The organism is Bacillus sp. SORGH_AS_0510 (assembly GCF_030818775.1).
Classification (GTDB): Bacteria; Bacillota; Bacilli; order Bacillales; family Cytobacillaceae; genus Neobacillus.
The window spans coordinates 515,139-529,590 of sequence record NZ_JAUTAU010000001.1 but is presented as its reverse complement, the minus strand read 5'-3'; the positions used below and the strand labels follow the sequence as shown (position 1 = coordinate 529,590).

The window sequence follows — 14,452 nt, the reverse complement described above, 5'->3', positions numbered from 1 at the left end:
TATTCTCCTTGAAGTACGGGGGACAGTCCCCCATTCAAGTAATGCTTCACCGCGCCAGGGGACTGTCCCCCAATCAGCTAATGCATCACCGCGCCAGGGGACTGTCCCCCAATCAGGTAATGCTTCACCGCGACGGGGGACTGTCCCCCCAGGCATTCTTTAACAACCGAATACCCTCATCAATTTCTTTTTCCGATAAGCCGCCAAAACCTAACAAAACGCTAGGCTGCTGCCCACTCGCCATTTCCCCGTCACAATAAATGGATAACGGGTACACTTTTACCCCCACATGCAAGGCCCTTTCGATTAACTCCGTTTCGGTCAGAGCGGTCTCCACCTTCAAAACGATGTGCAGTCCGGAATTTTCGCCGATCACTTCAACCTTGCTGCCGAAATATTTTTTAATAGAGGCCAGTAAAGCCGCGTGCTTTTTCCGGTATAAGGTTCTCATCTTATTCAAATGACTTTGCCAATGCCCTTCCTTCATAAACCGGTACAGCGTATCTTGATGCAGGCGGGAAACCGTCTGCTTATAAATCGTGAACTTTTCCTGGTACCTCTTCAATAGCGACGGCGGCAGCACCATATAACTTATTCGAAGCGACGGAATCAACGACTTGGAAAACGTCCCTAGGTAAATCACCGTGCCGTTCGTATCCAGCCCCTGTAACGATGGGATCGGCTGCCCTTTATAACGGTATTCACCGTCATAATCGTCTTCAATAATGTAGCCTCCCGTTTCTTCCGCCCAACCCAACAATTCCATTCTGCGGGAAATCGGCATAATCATTCCATTTGGGAACTGATGCGACGGTGTAACATACACCACTTTGGCCACACTATTTTTTAATGGAGTCATTTCAACGCCATCTTCATCGAGTGAGATAGAAACCGTATCGACACCTAAATCATGCAACACCGCTTTTGTCCGGTGGTAGCCCGGATTCTCAAGCGCGTAGCTGTGCTCCTTACCGATGACCAAACATAGTAACCCCATCAACACTTGCGAACCTGCCCCGATGATGATTTGGTCGGCCGAGCATCGAACACCCCTGGAGGCATAGAGGTGAGAGGAAATTTCCTCTCGTAAAAGCCGCTCACCTTGGGGATCGCCGATATTAAACAAGTCCCCCTGGTCCTCATATAACGCTTGAACGGTTAATTTCCGCCATTGGGCATAGGGAAAAAGCGCTAAATCTATCTTCCCCGAATTAAAATCGATCGTTACCTTTTCCTTCTCCAACACCGCCTCACGCTTTGCCCCTACATTCGGCGGACCCACTTGCATCGTTAAGGACCGGTCATCCTCCAAAGTGGTCACAAATAACCCTTTACGCGGCTTGCTTTCTACATACCCTTCCGCACTTAACTGTTCATAGGCAGACTGAATCGTATTTAAGCTCAAGCGAAGGTAATCGGCTAATTTTCGCTTGGAAGGCAATTTTTCGCCGGGCTTCATTTTTCCCGCTAAAATTTCCTCCTTAATGTAGTTGGCTAACTGAATATACAGCGGCGTGTGATCTTTGTTGTTTAAAATGGGGGTCATTTCAATCATACGCTTCTCCTTCTGGTACCATTAAATTTAGCAAATCTGATACTTTTGATTATACCAGTTTGTGATTAAATGAAAGTATACTTTTTCAAGGAGATGACGAAATGGAAATCAAGCTGCTGGAAAATCAAACGGACTGGAAGGAAGCCTTCTCTGTCATGAAGCAATTACGCACACATTTGTCTGAGGATGCGTATCTGCAATTAGTGGAGGAAGCCGCAGAAAAGGAGCATTATCAAATGGCCGCATTGTATGACAATGGAAAAATCGTGGCCGTGACCGGATTTATGCCGATGATTACGCTATATAACGGCCGGTCCGTTTGGGTCTCTGACTTAGTGACCGATGGTGAAAACCGCTCGAAAGGATATGGTCAAGTTCTACTCGAGTTTGTCCATACCTGGTCCAAGGAAAACGGGTACGACCTCGTTTCACTCTCATCTGGAGTTCAAAGAGTAGATGCGCACCGTTTTTATGAGGAAAAAATGAAATACGACCGAGTGAGCCATGTTTTTTTAAAAAAGGTGTAACTTTAATAAGAGTAAAGGACCTTACAAGAGGTCCTTTACTCACCCAAATCATAAAAGAGTTGCATTAAATCTTTTTGCAAGAGTGAGAGAGGCTTCTTCAGGGTTCAGGTCATACACCAGCAGCTCTTCCTCATTCGGTTTTGCCGATAACAATCTTTCACCCGAAGGCGATATGAGGGCAGTTGTACTTTTTTGATTTTCTAATGCGTAGTTGACACTTGCGAAAAAAATGGAATTTTCCAAGCTTCGACAAACCATGGCATAGTTATAAAAATCCGGATTGCTCACATCACCCGTAAATTGGGGATGGAACACAATACGCGCCTCTTTTCTGGCCGCCCAACGAACTGTTTCAGGATATCTCCAGCCTTCATGGCAAATGACGACTCCAAACTTGACCCCTTCCGCTTCAAATAACGTTCTCCCTTTCCCAGGGATGTAACCGAAGCAGTCCTCCTCCGGGTCGATTTGATTTTTCGTCTGATAACCCACGATTTCCCCCATCTTATTGATCACAAATGCCAATAGATGCATGCCCTCACTGCTTTTCCACTCCATAGGTAAAATCACATGAAGCCCCAACCTATTTGCCCATTTACATACTTTATTTAGAGCTTCTTTTTGCACAAGGTGATCGTATCCCTCGATTTCATAACCTACCCCTCTAAGACCCGGAATAATGGACTCAGGGAAACAAATGAGGTCACACTTTGCGGTACTTGCTTTCACCATCATGCTCTCCACGACTTGCAATCCTTCTGAGACCTTCGTGGAGAACCTTGTTTGCGCTAAACCAATTCTCATCTTTCTCTCCTCTAAACATGTAATTCTAAAAACTCATCCGTCTCCTGAAAACCAAACTTTTTATAGACGGGTCTCCCTAATTCTGAGGCTGCCAGCCACATCTTCGTTATCCCTCTAGTTTTCGTTTCCTCTACCAATTTTGTTAACAGATTCGTAGCAATCCCTTTTCCACGGTACGTTTCTCTCGTATACATATTGGCAATATACGCCTTTTTACCAGACTTATTCGTGAAGCTTGGCGGAAAATCGTAAAAAATGACGGCCCCGCACGCGATAATCTCTTCCTGATCTTCTACGAGCCATTGAATCAAACTGCCATCCGTTAGTTTATTTTTAAAAAAGGCTTGTAGTTCCAAATCAATATCGATAGTGGGCTCCAATCCCTCATCAACTAATTGCTTTTTCCGTAGACGGACCAATTGCTTAACATCATCGGTTGTTGCCATTCGATAGTTCAGCATTACACCACTCCATTAGTTTTTAAATCAACTATTCTTTGAAGGTTCGCCTTAAAATAAGTCGTAAAGTACCAATCTTGGTAGGCTTCAGGGACAGCAATATCCTCGATGCTCCCGTTCGTTTGGAGCGCCTCCTCCACCAATGCCATGATGTGCTGTATGTACCCTTTCACCTCATGCAGTTCTGCCATAGAGCAAACCTCCCCGTGCCCCGGGACAATCGTTTCAATCTCCAGCTGCTCCACCCGCTCCAAAATCGCTAACCATTCCTCTGGATTCGCAGTGAACAAGACAGGATGATGCTTCGAAAGCACCAAATCGCCCATGATGGCTATTTTTTCTGTGGGAAGGTACACGAATGTGTCACTTTGCGTGTGTCCTCCCCCATATGAGTGGAGCTGCACGATCCGATTTTCCCCGTAAATCGTCAGTTGTTGTTCAAAAGTAATGGTTGGCAGCGTATTGACCAAGTCAGGAAGCGTCTCCATATAAGCACGGTCACTCGCAATCTCCCACTCTATTTCTTGCTTTAACTTTTCGTCCGTCTCTTGCTGCAGCTTCCCCTCTGCCTCTGCAATCATCTGATACACCGGTTCCGGATCCGCTTTAAACTCTTCCATCCTGTCATTTACAATGGTCGCCATTAATTCGCGCGTTGTCGAGGTGGAAATAATCTGCGCTTCAGGGGCAAATACTTGATTCCCGCTAATATGGTCACTGTGCCAATGGGTATTAATTACATAAGCGACCGATTTTCCAGTGAGTTGTGTCGCGGCAGCCTTTAAATCCTCTGCAGCCTGGATGGTCGTGAAGGTATCGACCACTAGGGTAGAATCCCCTAAATCAATGATAGCTGCGTTCCCCACCGAACCCGTGCCCGGTTCGGAGATGGCCGCAAACACACCCTCAGCCACGCGTACCATCTTAAAATGCTTCGATTCAGTTAATGTATCTAATTGACTTTTCATATACTCCCTCTCATTCTATTAAAATGTTACTTACCTATAGACAATAGACGATATTAAGGTGGGTTGGTTTCACTTAGTTTAAGAGATAGATTGTCCTTCCTGTGGCCTGGCCGGCTGAAAGACAAAATTACATCGTTTATCAGATATATTGTCCTTCATCAAGTAACCCCCAACAAATCAAAAAAAGGTTACCGCAGTAACCCTCTTTTACCAAACAAACGGAATGATTCTCGCTGTCTTTTGAATGTACCCAGGATATTCCTCAGGGAAGTTTTCGGACAAGGCCTTTTCTTCTACACGAATACGGTAACTAAACACCACGATGAAAAAGACCACCATAATGAGAGAGCCCACCCAAGTATTAAACGCAAGACCCATCCCTGCAAAAGCTAAAAATAAACCGGTATAGGAAGGATGACGCAGCACTCGATACGGACCACGCTGAATCAGCTTCTGCTTGGAGTCAACAGAGACAACCAAAGAGAAATGCCTGCCTAACACCGCAACCGCCCAAAGTCGAATAGCTACTCCAACGATCATTAACACTGAACCCACATTCGAAAAGGTGGAATCGACGTAGCCGAGCTTCATCGAATTACACACCTGATTCACGAACACACAAGCAAATATGCCAATCGTAATCAACCAAAAAGATCCCTTATCTTTATTCTCCGCATCCACATTTTTCCGCTGGCGCTTCGATACGATAAATATTCCAATCTCCGAAAACAACCATAAATAAAAAGCAACCTCTGCAAACGAACCTATATCCATCTTCATTTTATCTTCCCCCTCTACTCTCCCATTGCCCTATCTGTTTCTTATTCTAATCCGAAGAAATTTCATTTATATTAACCAAACCTTACGAAATTCTTAAGAAAGTTAATGGGGGACTAATGGGGGACAGTCCCCCGGCTGGGCAAAGCGTTAATGCACCGGGGGTCTGTCCCCCAGAGGGGCAAAGCATTAAATCACCGGGGGTCTGTCCCCCAGTGGAGTTAAGCGTTAAAGCGCCGGGGGTCTGTCCCCCAGTGGAGTTAAGCGTTAAAGCGCCGGGGGTCTGTCCCCACCACTTATGTGTAGGATTTCGTATAGGGTTATGCCGCTCACGGGGGTGATTTCTGGTTTGTTTTTATAGAAGCTGAAGTGGCTGTATCCCCATTTGTCGGGGTTATAGATTAAGAAATCGCCTAGTTTTTGTTCTGCATTATTAACGTATTGGTCCGCCCTAGTGAATGTAACATCGGTTAATGATTTCTGTTCCGGAATGCTCCCAGCGTATTCAACTGCGTAGCTACTTTTTACAAACTCCTCTTCCAATGACACACTCAAAGGGACGCCAATGTTAATATGCTGCCAGCCAAATGAAGCTAATATGTTGTCATAATAACCATCAAATACAAACGAATTCATTCCTTCTGCTGTATTCCAGATATATAAAGGTGCATAGGAATTGTTCAGGCCTCCGTTTTTCCCGGTTTCTGTAGTTAAATAGGCTTTAAACAACAATCCTGGAAATCCATCGGTCTTATGTCCGTTTTCATGTACTCGCCGTCTAATAATCTCCATATCATAATCTGTTGGTAAAATAATCTTATATTGCATTCCTATCATACGTTCCACTCCTCTTACACTCTATAAAATAATGGTAACTTTTGGTTTCTATAATGTAAAATAGGTGTTAGTGATTGTTGGTATCATTTTAAATGATGGGGGAAGGGAAGTTACATGGAGTTAAACGATCTGGTTATTTTTAAAACAGTAGTAGATGAGGGATCCATTTCGAAAGCCGCTAAGGCATTAGGATATGTGCAACCAAATGTATCGGAAAGAATCAAAAAACTCGAAGATGAGCTAGCGACCCCCTTATTGCATAGGAATAACAAGGGCATTTCGGTACTTCCATCTGGAGAGATCCTGCTGGAGTATTCGAAGCGAATATTACATTTAGTAGAAGAAGCCAAACGTGAAATTACAATGAGCAGCGAGACGTATCGGATTGGCACATCCCAATCAATCTTGTCCTCCTTTTTAAAGAATCGCATCGAAGAAGATTTTATGAAGTATCAACTCATTATTGATCAAAGTAGCCATTTGCTGCCATTGTTACGTCAACAAAAAGCCGATATGATCATTACCTACACGAACCATTCGGATCCTGCCCTCGAAGAAGTGTATCGTACCCACCTTTCGATGAGCTTACAAAAGGCAGCTGGCAAAGCTGTTCATGATTATTCCAGTGAGTATTTCTTCGTTAGTCATGACCCGCATTGTCCTTTTCGCAGTCATACCGTTACCTTTTTAGAGAAGCATGGACTCTCCCTGCGAAAACTCCATCATGTGGATTCCTATTCACTGATTAAGGAGTATGTCACGCAAGGAAAAGGATTAGCCTTCCTGCCCAGTCCCACTATGGCTGATGATGCTATTGATGAGTTATGGACTGGCGACCTTCTCATCTATTTTTATATAAATCGTTCTTCACAGAAACGAATTCCTAGTGAAATGTTTGAAAAAATTTAATAAAAAGGGCTGCCAACAAGGCAGCCTTTTTTATAGATCTTTCTGGTCCACATTCAATTCAATCAGATTGCCATCGGGGTCGGCGCAGAAAATCTGAGCGAAGCCGCTTTTGGAGGTTGGTTTTTCAAGGACTTCTACTTCGTTCTGTTTTAACCACTGAAGCGTGTCTTTGTAGTTCGCGACTCTTAGCGCAAAGTGGCCTTCTCGGCTGGACAACCGTTTATCCTGGCGAATCGTCTGTGAAGAAGGGTCGACGATTAAGTGAAGCTGTTGTCCCTCGATTTCGTACCAGGCACCGGGAAAATCAAAATCGGGCCGCTGGATTTCCTTTAAACATAAAATCCCACTATAAAACGCTTTTGCTTTTTCCAAATCAGTTACTGTCAAACTTACATGATGGAGGCATTTGTAGGTAATCAAATCCAGCCCTTCTTTCGTTAGGATGTGGGCTCGAATGGTAAGCTGCTCAATTGCACTTTCTTATTGGCAATTTCCTTTAAGCCCCTGCGAATCATGAGAAAAACTACAACCCATGATACGAGCATCAGGAAGATTTGTCCAACAGGAAACATTCCTGGTATAGGAGTGTCCCATAAAGCATGCATCAACACAACAAGTGCGAAGACACGGATAAACCTTGGTTTGAACAGCATGTTCATTTCAAAGGTTTGGTTCCCTTGTACTCGGCAGAAGGCAGCCCCCGTTAATGCCGCCCAAGCAACATGCCCGCCGGGAGCCAGGAAACTGCGCACCAGAATGGTGGAATACAGACCAGGAAAACTGCCCGATAACAAGGCTCTTAGCGAATAACCCGCCGTTTCGAACGCCGCAAATCCCGCTCCCACCGCAGCCCCTAACAAGAGTCCATTGAGAATATAGCGATATTTTCTCGTTCGCACGAAAAAAATGACGACGAGCGCTTTGGCCAGCTCTTCCACAATCCCAATTGTAATCGGATTAATGTTGTTTTTTAGAATGTTAAAAAACACTAGGGCAACCAGCATCGAGAGGATCCCGCCGATGAAAACTACATAAATGATTCGATAAATAGCAATATTCTGCGGAGCGTTCATTTCCCAAAAGAAGATGAGTGTTGAAATGGGCACCGCAAACGCGCCGACAATGATTAGCCCCGGAATAAAGTTGATATTTTTAAAATAGTTCACCCCTACGTACAAGCCTACGAATGCAAGCAAAGCAAATAGAAAGACTCTGGCAAACAACCAGGGTTTGGGCCATGTTTCCTTCACTTCGCCAATTTTAGGCGTGGTAAGCGCCGTTCCGACGATAAACAGCCGTTCTGCCTCTAGCTCACTATGCTTACGGAACACGCGTGAGAAAATATTTTGGAATTTCGGCTCCACCGAACGCAGCTGTTTCGGAACCGCATCCACATAGGTGGCAAATTCATAAAAAAGGCTGCTTGAATCTTGTTGCGTTTCACCTTCCTTTATATAGGTGTGGCCGCAATTGATACAGTAGCGCCCCTCATTCTGACTGACATAATCACATTCCGGGCATTTCATTTTGGATTCCCCTCTTTTCAAAAAACAATTTATCCTTTACTTTCCCCTTTTTGCCGTTGTTATATTAGGTTTTTGTTGATTCGCTGATAAAAGTAAAAATTCGCTGATAAATTGCCAGATTCGCTGATAAAACGGAAAATTCGCTGATAAGTATCCAAAATTCGCTGATATTTACCCAACAACGTTAAATCAAGGTGTAATTTTACACTAAAATCATGCAACTGTGCGTTTGAAACCATAAAATGAAGGGTACTTTACTACTGAAACTGATATAAGGAGTGATTGTAATGGGTAAACGAATTGCTGTTGTGGTAACGGATCATTTCGAGGACTCCGAGTATTCAGATCCGGTGCAGGCCTTTCAGGAGAAGGGCCATACTATCACTGTCATCGAAATGGAAAAAGGGAAAACGGTGAAGGGCAAGCAGGGACAGAGTGAAGTCACCATTGATGAAAGCATTGATGATGTCTCTCCAGAGGACTTTGATGCCCTCTTCATTCCAGGTGGATTTTCACCGGACATTCTCCGGGCGGATGAGCGTTTTGTCACTTTCGCCAAGTCGTTCATGGATGCGAAAAAACCGGTGTTAGCGATTTGCCACGGACCACAGCTGCTGATTACAGCAGAAACACTTCAAGGACGCGATGTCACAGGCTATAAATCGATTCATGTAGATTTAAAGAATGCAGGCGGGAATTTGCATGACAAGGAAGTCGTCGTCTGTCAGAATCAGCTGGTCACCAGCCGACAACCGGAAGATATACCGGATTTTGTCGAAGAGAGCTTGCGAATATTAGGTTAGTATAGAGGCAGTGGGAATAAAAATTCCCTCTGCCTTTTCTATTTTTATACATAATTGAATTATTTTAAAAAAAGTTTCGTCTAAATCAAAGGACTCCACGTCAAATAGTGTAGAGAAAGAAAAAGGGGTGGAAAATGGTGAATTCGCAGCAAAATGAAGAGGTCTTAGATGAGGAACGGTTTATCCGTTTATTTGAAACACATAAAGCTTCCATCTATCGGATGGCGTATTTCTATGCAAAAAATCAAGCGGACGCATTGGACATTGTGCAAGAGGTCGCCTATCGAGCGTTTAAAAGCAGGAAATCTTTGAAGGAATTGAATTATTTTAAAACCTGGATTATTAAAATTACGATCAACGCTTCGATCGATTTTCTTAGAAAGGCCAAAAAAGTAGTCGAATTAAGCCTTAACGAGGAATGGATCACCGGGCACAAGGAAGAAAAGTACGCCAGTTTATTTTTACAAGAGCTAATGACTATGTTAAATGAAGAGGAAAAGAAGTTAATTTGCCTAAAGTATTACCAAGAATATACCTTCCAGGAGGTTGCGGACATTCTCGAATCCCCTATCAGTTCAGTGAAATCTAAGATTTACCGAGCGTTAGAGAAAATCAGATACGAGTATCGTAAGGAGGAATTGTCATGAATCCAATCAAACAAGAATTTGAGAATATTCCTGTTCCGGATGAAGTAATGGCTGCGATGTATAAGGGAATCCAACAAGCCAAAAAAGAAGAAAATGTAACCGAAATGAACCCGGTAGTGAAAAAGAAACGCAAGAAACTAATCGGCACACTCGCAGGCCTTGCAGCGGTTGGCACCCTCCTGTTCGGATCAACCTTTGTCACTCCTGCAATGGCTAAAATGGCGGAAAAAATTCCATTTTTAAAAGATGTGTTCCTTAAAACAGAGACTCAACCATTAGGCACACTTCCAGAAAAAAATCAGAAACCTGTCTTTGAAACCTTAAGGGAGGAAGCTCTGAAAATGGGGATTAACATCCAAACTATGGGCATGGGCTGGGAACAAATCGGCGATGATCCCGATACCGTCGTCATCCAATTAGAAGACACGAGCTACAACTTAGAAAATAAAACAAAAGTGGAAAAGCTTTTAAATGACATCCTAGATGAAAAAGGATACTATGCAAAATCAATCGAAACCATTCCTGTTAATGAAGATTTATATAAATCGATGATTCGGATCAACCTGATCATAAAACAACAAGCGAAAGAAATGGAAAAGCTAATTAAAGAAAAAGGATATCAGGTGGACTTCGTAGGAATGAACAGACAAATGAAAGAAATTTTCGTGATCCTTCCTGAAACAGAAACACACGTAAATGAGATTCGTGCGATTATTCAAAGCTATCAAAAAGAAAATTACAATGAGTTTCCTCTGGATATTCGCACACAGATGGATGCCGACACCAAGCTAAAACGTGATCTTTATACCATTTTTGAAGACTTGGTTTCCAAAAAAGACTATCAAGTAGAATATTTTAAATTCTCAACTGAGGGTCAACTCGTAATAACTATCAAAGCATCGATTGACACCTTTGATAAGGAGCAGTTGAAAAAAGCTACCCAGATTCGAAATGAGGTCAAAGCCGCGCTGGATAAGGAATATGCACAACCATACACCCTTCAGATTTTAGGCATAAATGACGAACAAATTAAATAGATCTGCACCTCCCTAGGAAGCACGCGCCCACGTGCTTCCTTTCCATTTCTATTCTCAGTATAATTTTTCACAAAATTGCGATACTAATTTCGAAATTATTTGTCAAAAGTAGGCTATAATAAAAGATGGTGCTACATACTTGACAATGCAATAAGTACTGTATAATAATAGTTATTGAATTAGAATTATTCTAATCAACAGAATAGCCTTGCAGGTTATTCATTCAAACTATTAAAAAACAAAACCAAGCAAATTTTAGGAGGAAAAAATCATGGCATTAATCGGTAAACAAGTCCTACCATTCACAGCACAAGCTTTCCACAACGGAGATTTCATCACTGTTAGCGAAGAAAACTTAAAAGGTAAATGGAGTGTTGTTTGCTTCTATCCAGCAGATTTCACATTCGTATGCCCTACTGAATTAGAAGACCTTCAAAACGAATATGCAACTCTAAAAGAGCTTGGCGCTGAAGTATATTCTGTTTCAACTGATACTCACTTCACACATAAAGCATGGCATGACCATTCAGAAGCTATCAGCAAAATCGAGTACGTAATGATTGGTGACCCATCACAACGTATCTCTCGTAACTTCGACGTATTAAACGAAGAAGATGGCCTTGCTGAGCGCGGAACATTCATCATCGATCCAGACGGTATCATTCAAACTGTTGAAATCAACGCAGGCGGCATCGGCCGTGACGCTAGCACTGTTGTTAGCAAGCTTAAAGCTGCTCAATATGTACGTAACAACCCAGGTGAAGTTTGCCCAGCGAAATGGAAAGAAGGCGCTGCAACACTTAAGCCAAGCCTTGATCTTGTAGGTAAAATTTAAGGAGTTTTTCATATGTTATTAGATGCAGATATAAAAGCCCAATTAGCACAGTATCTTCAACTGTTGGAAGGCGATATTTTACTAAAAGTAAGCTCAAGTGACGATGAAGTCTCTCGTGACATGACCGCTTTAGTAAACGAATTGGCTTCAATGTCTTCCCACATTAAAGTTGAGCATGCCACATTAGACCGGACGCCTAGCTTTAGCGTGAACCGTCTCGGTGAAGATACAGGAATCACTTTTGCCGGTGTTCCACTAGGACACGAGTTTACTTCGTTAGTGCTTGCTCTCCTTCAGGTGAGCGGAAGAGCGCCAAAGGTTGATCAGAAAGTCATTGACCAGGTGAAAAGCATTAAGGGTACCTATCACTTCGAGTCATATATCAGCCTAAGCTGCCATAACTGTCCTGATGTTGTACAAGCATTGAACGTGATGAGTGTCCTCAATCCTGGCATTTCTCATACCATGATTGACGGTGCTGCTTTCAAAGATGAAGTCGAAAGCAAAGAAATCATGGCTGTACCTACTGTATTCCTGAACGGTGAAGCTTTTGGCAGCGGCCGTATGTCCCTTGAAGAGATTCTTGCTAAGATGGGCACTGGTCCTGATGCATCGGAATTTGCTGATAAAGATCCGTACGATGTCCTTGTTGTCGGAGGCGGACCAGCCGGTGCAAGTGCAGCCATCTATGCAGCTCGTAAAGGAATTCGTACGGGTATTGTTGCTGAGCGGTTTGGCGGTCAAGTGATGGACACTTTAGGTATTGAAAACTTCATCAGTGTGAAGCATACCGAAGGCCCTAAGCTTGTAGCCAGCCTTGAGGAACATGTAAAGGACTATGGCATTGATGTCATGAATTTACAACGTGCCAAAGGTCTGCAAAAGAAAGACCTAATTGAAGTGGAACTCGAGAATGGTGCAGTGTTAAAGAGTAAGACTGTTATCCTTTCAACAGGTGCCCGCTGGCGTAATGTCGGTGTCCTTGGTGAAGCCGAGTTCAAAAACAAAGGTGTTGCTTACTGTCCACATTGTGACGGTCCATTGTTCGCAGGTAAAGACGTTGCCGTTATCGGCGGAGGGAACTCTGGTGTCGAAGCCGCGATTGACCTTGCAGGGATCGTGAATCATGTGACCTTGCTTGAATTCAATCCTGAGCTGAAGGCGGATGCTGTCCTTCAAGACCGTCTGCACAGCCTGCCTAACGCGACTGTCCTAACCAACGTTCAAACGAAAGAAATTACCGGTACCGATAAAGTAAACGGCATTTCTTACGTTGACCGCGCGACAGGTGAAGAGCATCACGTAGAATTACAAGGTGTCTTTGTTCAGATCGGCCTTGTACCAAACACAGAATGGTTAGGTGAAACGCTTGAGCGCACTCGCTTCGGTGAGATTATCGTTGATAAGCATGGCGCGACCGACCTACCTGGCGTGTTTGCTGCCGGTGACTGTACGAACAGCCCATATAAGCAGATCATTATCTCGATGGGATCAGGTGCAACCGCCGCATTAGGTGCGTTTGATTACCTCATCCGAAATTAATGACTAAGAAAGTCGCTATTTAAGCGGCTTTCTTTTTTTGTAAAAAAGCTACTTCCCACCCTGTATAAAAGTCTTCTTTGATGAAAAAAATACCATTAACTATGGTTTTCAGGAGTTGTTATACAGATGGCATTTGAGGACGGAATCGCTCTATCAGAAAAAGCGTATCATCAATTAACAGAAGTCAGTTCGTTGTTTGCAAAAGCAGTGAGAGAGGATTTCCTTTCCACCTGGCAATGGTGGTTTGGATTGGCCTTATTTATTGTCCCTTGGATTGCGTGGTTCATTTTCAGGGATAAGGAGCGAACGGCACGTCTTCTTTTAGGAGGATTATTAACCGTCATCTTGTCGCTGACGATTGATCTTGCAGCATTGTCTCTTGGGCTGTGGTCGTATCCCATGACGATTATTCCCCTAGCCCCTTTTCTTTTTTTACCTTATCACTTTTCTCTAGCACCCGTTGGCGTCATGTTTGCCCTACAACTCTTTCCAAAGATGAATACCTTTTTAAAAGGGGTTATCTTTTCAATCCTAGCCGCTTTTGGTGGCATGAAATTTTTTGCCGCCATCGATTTTTATGACCCGAAGCATTGGTCGTCTTTTTATGATTTTATTATCTTCCTCACTCTTTATTATTTAGCCTTTTGGATTTCAAAGGTTAAGGGGTATGAACCAGTAGGGAAACGTTCTAGCTAAGAGACTTTTTTTTTTCAAAAAGATTGGGCCATAAATAAGATTCGCTGATAAAATTGTGGATTCGCTGATAAACAGCTGAAATTCGCTGATAAAATTAAAAATTCGCTGATAAACAGCTGAAATTCGCTGATAAATTCTTAGTAGCGTCAAAATGAGTGTAATCTTCACCAGTTTACATACTTTAAAATTCACAGTTTAGGTAAAGAAGCAATTCTAAGCATAAAAACTAGTCATTATCCCAGACATTTGTGGGTAAACAATCATAGTCTACTGTTAGAACGAATGAAAGGATGATCATTTTGTATTATTACATCATCCATCATTACCATCCCCACTATCATCCATGGCACAACGCCATGATGGTTCCGATTATCCCCCCACCACCGGTACCACCGGCCGCTGTGACGTACCGGCGGAATGGATTTTGGTTCTCTATCCAATGAAAAAGCCTTCCAACCGGAAGGCTTTTCTTTTTGAATTGGTGATAATTCTACAAAATGGGGTGGAATTCTACAATAGTTGGAAAATAAA

General features: G+C 43.1%; 17 protein-coding genes. 8 read left to right on the top strand and 9 right to left on the bottom strand.

Annotation, left to right across the window (positions count from 1 at the left end):
• Positions 1 to 124: 124 nt before the first annotated feature.
• Positions 125 to 1,555 (bottom strand): MocR-like pyridoxine biosynthesis transcription factor PdxR, encoded by a 1,431-nt coding sequence (pdxR, locus tag QE429_RS02785; RefSeq protein ID WP_307283782.1) that lies wholly within the window; start codon positions 1,553 to 1,555, stop codon positions 125 to 127.
• A gap of 101 nt (positions 1,556 to 1,656) precedes the next feature.
• On the opposite strand from pdxR, the gene QE429_RS02780 reads away from it, so the two are divergent.
• Positions 1,657 to 2,082, top strand: a complete 426-nt coding sequence (locus QE429_RS02780; protein ID WP_307283779.1) for a GNAT family N-acetyltransferase — start codon at positions 1,657 to 1,659, stop codon at positions 2,080 to 2,082.
• Positions 2,083 to 2,130: 48 nt separating this feature from the next.
• Here QE429_RS02780 and QE429_RS02775 read toward each other — a convergent pair whose 3' ends face one another.
• The 5 genes from QE429_RS02775 to QE429_RS02755 form a co-directional block, all read right to left on the bottom strand.
• On the bottom strand, positions 2,131 to 2,886 hold the full coding sequence (locus QE429_RS02775; RefSeq protein ID WP_307283777.1) for a carbon-nitrogen hydrolase family protein: 756 nt from the start codon (positions 2,884 to 2,886) through the stop codon (positions 2,131 to 2,133).
• Between the two features lie 11 nt (positions 2,887 to 2,897).
• Complete coding sequence (locus tag QE429_RS02770) at positions 2,898 to 3,344, bottom strand: GNAT family N-acetyltransferase (RefSeq protein ID WP_307290714.1); 447 nt, start codon at positions 3,342 to 3,344, stop codon at positions 2,898 to 2,900.
• Between the two features lie 2 nt (positions 3,345 to 3,346).
• Complete coding sequence (locus QE429_RS02765; RefSeq protein WP_307283775.1) at positions 3,347 to 4,312, bottom strand: MBL fold metallo-hydrolase; 966 nt, start codon at positions 4,310 to 4,312, stop codon at positions 3,347 to 3,349.
• A gap of 207 nt (positions 4,313 to 4,519) precedes the next feature.
• Positions 4,520 to 5,092 carry a methyltransferase family protein gene (locus tag QE429_RS02760; protein WP_307283770.1) on the bottom strand — a complete coding sequence of 191 codons (573 nt, stop codon included), beginning with the start codon at positions 5,090 to 5,092 and terminating at the stop codon, positions 4,520 to 4,522.
• Between the two features lie 264 nt (positions 5,093 to 5,356).
• A complete protein-coding gene (locus QE429_RS02755; protein ID WP_307283768.1) occupies positions 5,357 to 5,926 on the bottom strand; it encodes a DUF4865 family protein in 570 nt (189 codons plus the stop codon).
• Positions 5,927 to 6,040: 114 nt separating this feature from the next.
• Here QE429_RS02755 and QE429_RS02750 point away from each other — a divergent pair, with 114 nt between their 5' ends.
• Complete coding sequence (locus QE429_RS02750) at positions 6,041 to 6,835, top strand: LysR family transcriptional regulator (RefSeq protein ID WP_307283764.1); 795 nt, start codon at positions 6,041 to 6,043, stop codon at positions 6,833 to 6,835.
• A gap of 30 nt (positions 6,836 to 6,865) precedes the next feature.
• Here QE429_RS02750 and QE429_RS02745 read toward each other — a convergent pair whose 3' ends face one another.
• Together QE429_RS02745 and QE429_RS02740 are read right to left on the bottom strand one after the other, a co-directional pair.
• A complete protein-coding gene (locus QE429_RS02745; RefSeq protein WP_307283761.1) occupies positions 6,866 to 7,255 on the bottom strand; it encodes a VOC family protein in 390 nt (129 codons plus the stop codon).
• A 17-nt stretch (positions 7,256 to 7,272) separates the two neighbouring features.
• Entirely contained in the window at positions 7,273 to 8,361 is a 1,089-nt protein-coding gene (locus tag QE429_RS02740) for a PrsW family glutamic-type intramembrane protease (protein WP_307283759.1), read from the bottom strand.
• A gap of 287 nt (positions 8,362 to 8,648) precedes the next feature.
• Here QE429_RS02740 and QE429_RS02735 point away from each other — a divergent pair, with 287 nt between their 5' ends.
• From QE429_RS02735 to QE429_RS02710, 6 genes are all read left to right on the top strand, one after another.
• A complete protein-coding gene (locus tag QE429_RS02735; RefSeq protein ID WP_307283755.1) occupies positions 8,649 to 9,164 on the top strand; it encodes a type 1 glutamine amidotransferase domain-containing protein in 516 nt (171 codons plus the stop codon).
• A gap of 134 nt (positions 9,165 to 9,298) precedes the next feature.
• Complete coding sequence (locus QE429_RS02730) at positions 9,299 to 9,811, top strand: sigma-70 family RNA polymerase sigma factor (RefSeq protein WP_307283752.1); 513 nt, start codon at positions 9,299 to 9,301, stop codon at positions 9,809 to 9,811.
• Positions 9,808 to 10,848: a DUF4179 domain-containing protein gene (locus QE429_RS02725; protein WP_307283749.1), complete on the top strand. Its 1,041-nt coding sequence runs from the start codon at positions 9,808 to 9,810 to the stop codon at positions 10,846 to 10,848. Before QE429_RS02730 ends, QE429_RS02725 begins: the two co-directional genes overlap by 4 nt.
• Positions 10,849 to 11,119: 271 nt before the next feature.
• On the top strand, positions 11,120 to 11,683 hold the full coding sequence (gene ahpC / locus QE429_RS02720) for an alkyl hydroperoxide reductase subunit C (protein WP_307283747.1): 564 nt from the start codon (positions 11,120 to 11,122) through the stop codon (positions 11,681 to 11,683).
• Between the two features lie 12 nt (positions 11,684 to 11,695).
• Positions 11,696 to 13,225 carry an alkyl hydroperoxide reductase subunit F gene (ahpF, locus tag QE429_RS02715; RefSeq protein WP_307283745.1) on the top strand — a complete coding sequence of 510 codons (1,530 nt, stop codon included), beginning with the start codon at positions 11,696 to 11,698 and terminating at the stop codon, positions 13,223 to 13,225.
• A gap of 126 nt (positions 13,226 to 13,351) precedes the next feature.
• Positions 13,352 to 13,921: a CBO0543 family protein gene (locus QE429_RS02710; RefSeq protein ID WP_307283742.1), complete on the top strand. Its 570-nt coding sequence runs from the start codon at positions 13,352 to 13,354 to the stop codon at positions 13,919 to 13,921.
• Between the two features lie 260 nt (positions 13,922 to 14,181).
• Here the strand turns inward: QE429_RS02710 and QE429_RS02705 are convergent, their stop codons facing one another.
• Positions 14,182 to 14,361, bottom strand: coding sequence for a hypothetical protein (locus QE429_RS02705; protein ID WP_307283740.1), 180 nt, complete (start codon positions 14,359 to 14,361; stop codon positions 14,182 to 14,184).
• Positions 14,362 to 14,452 lie beyond the last annotated feature (91 nt).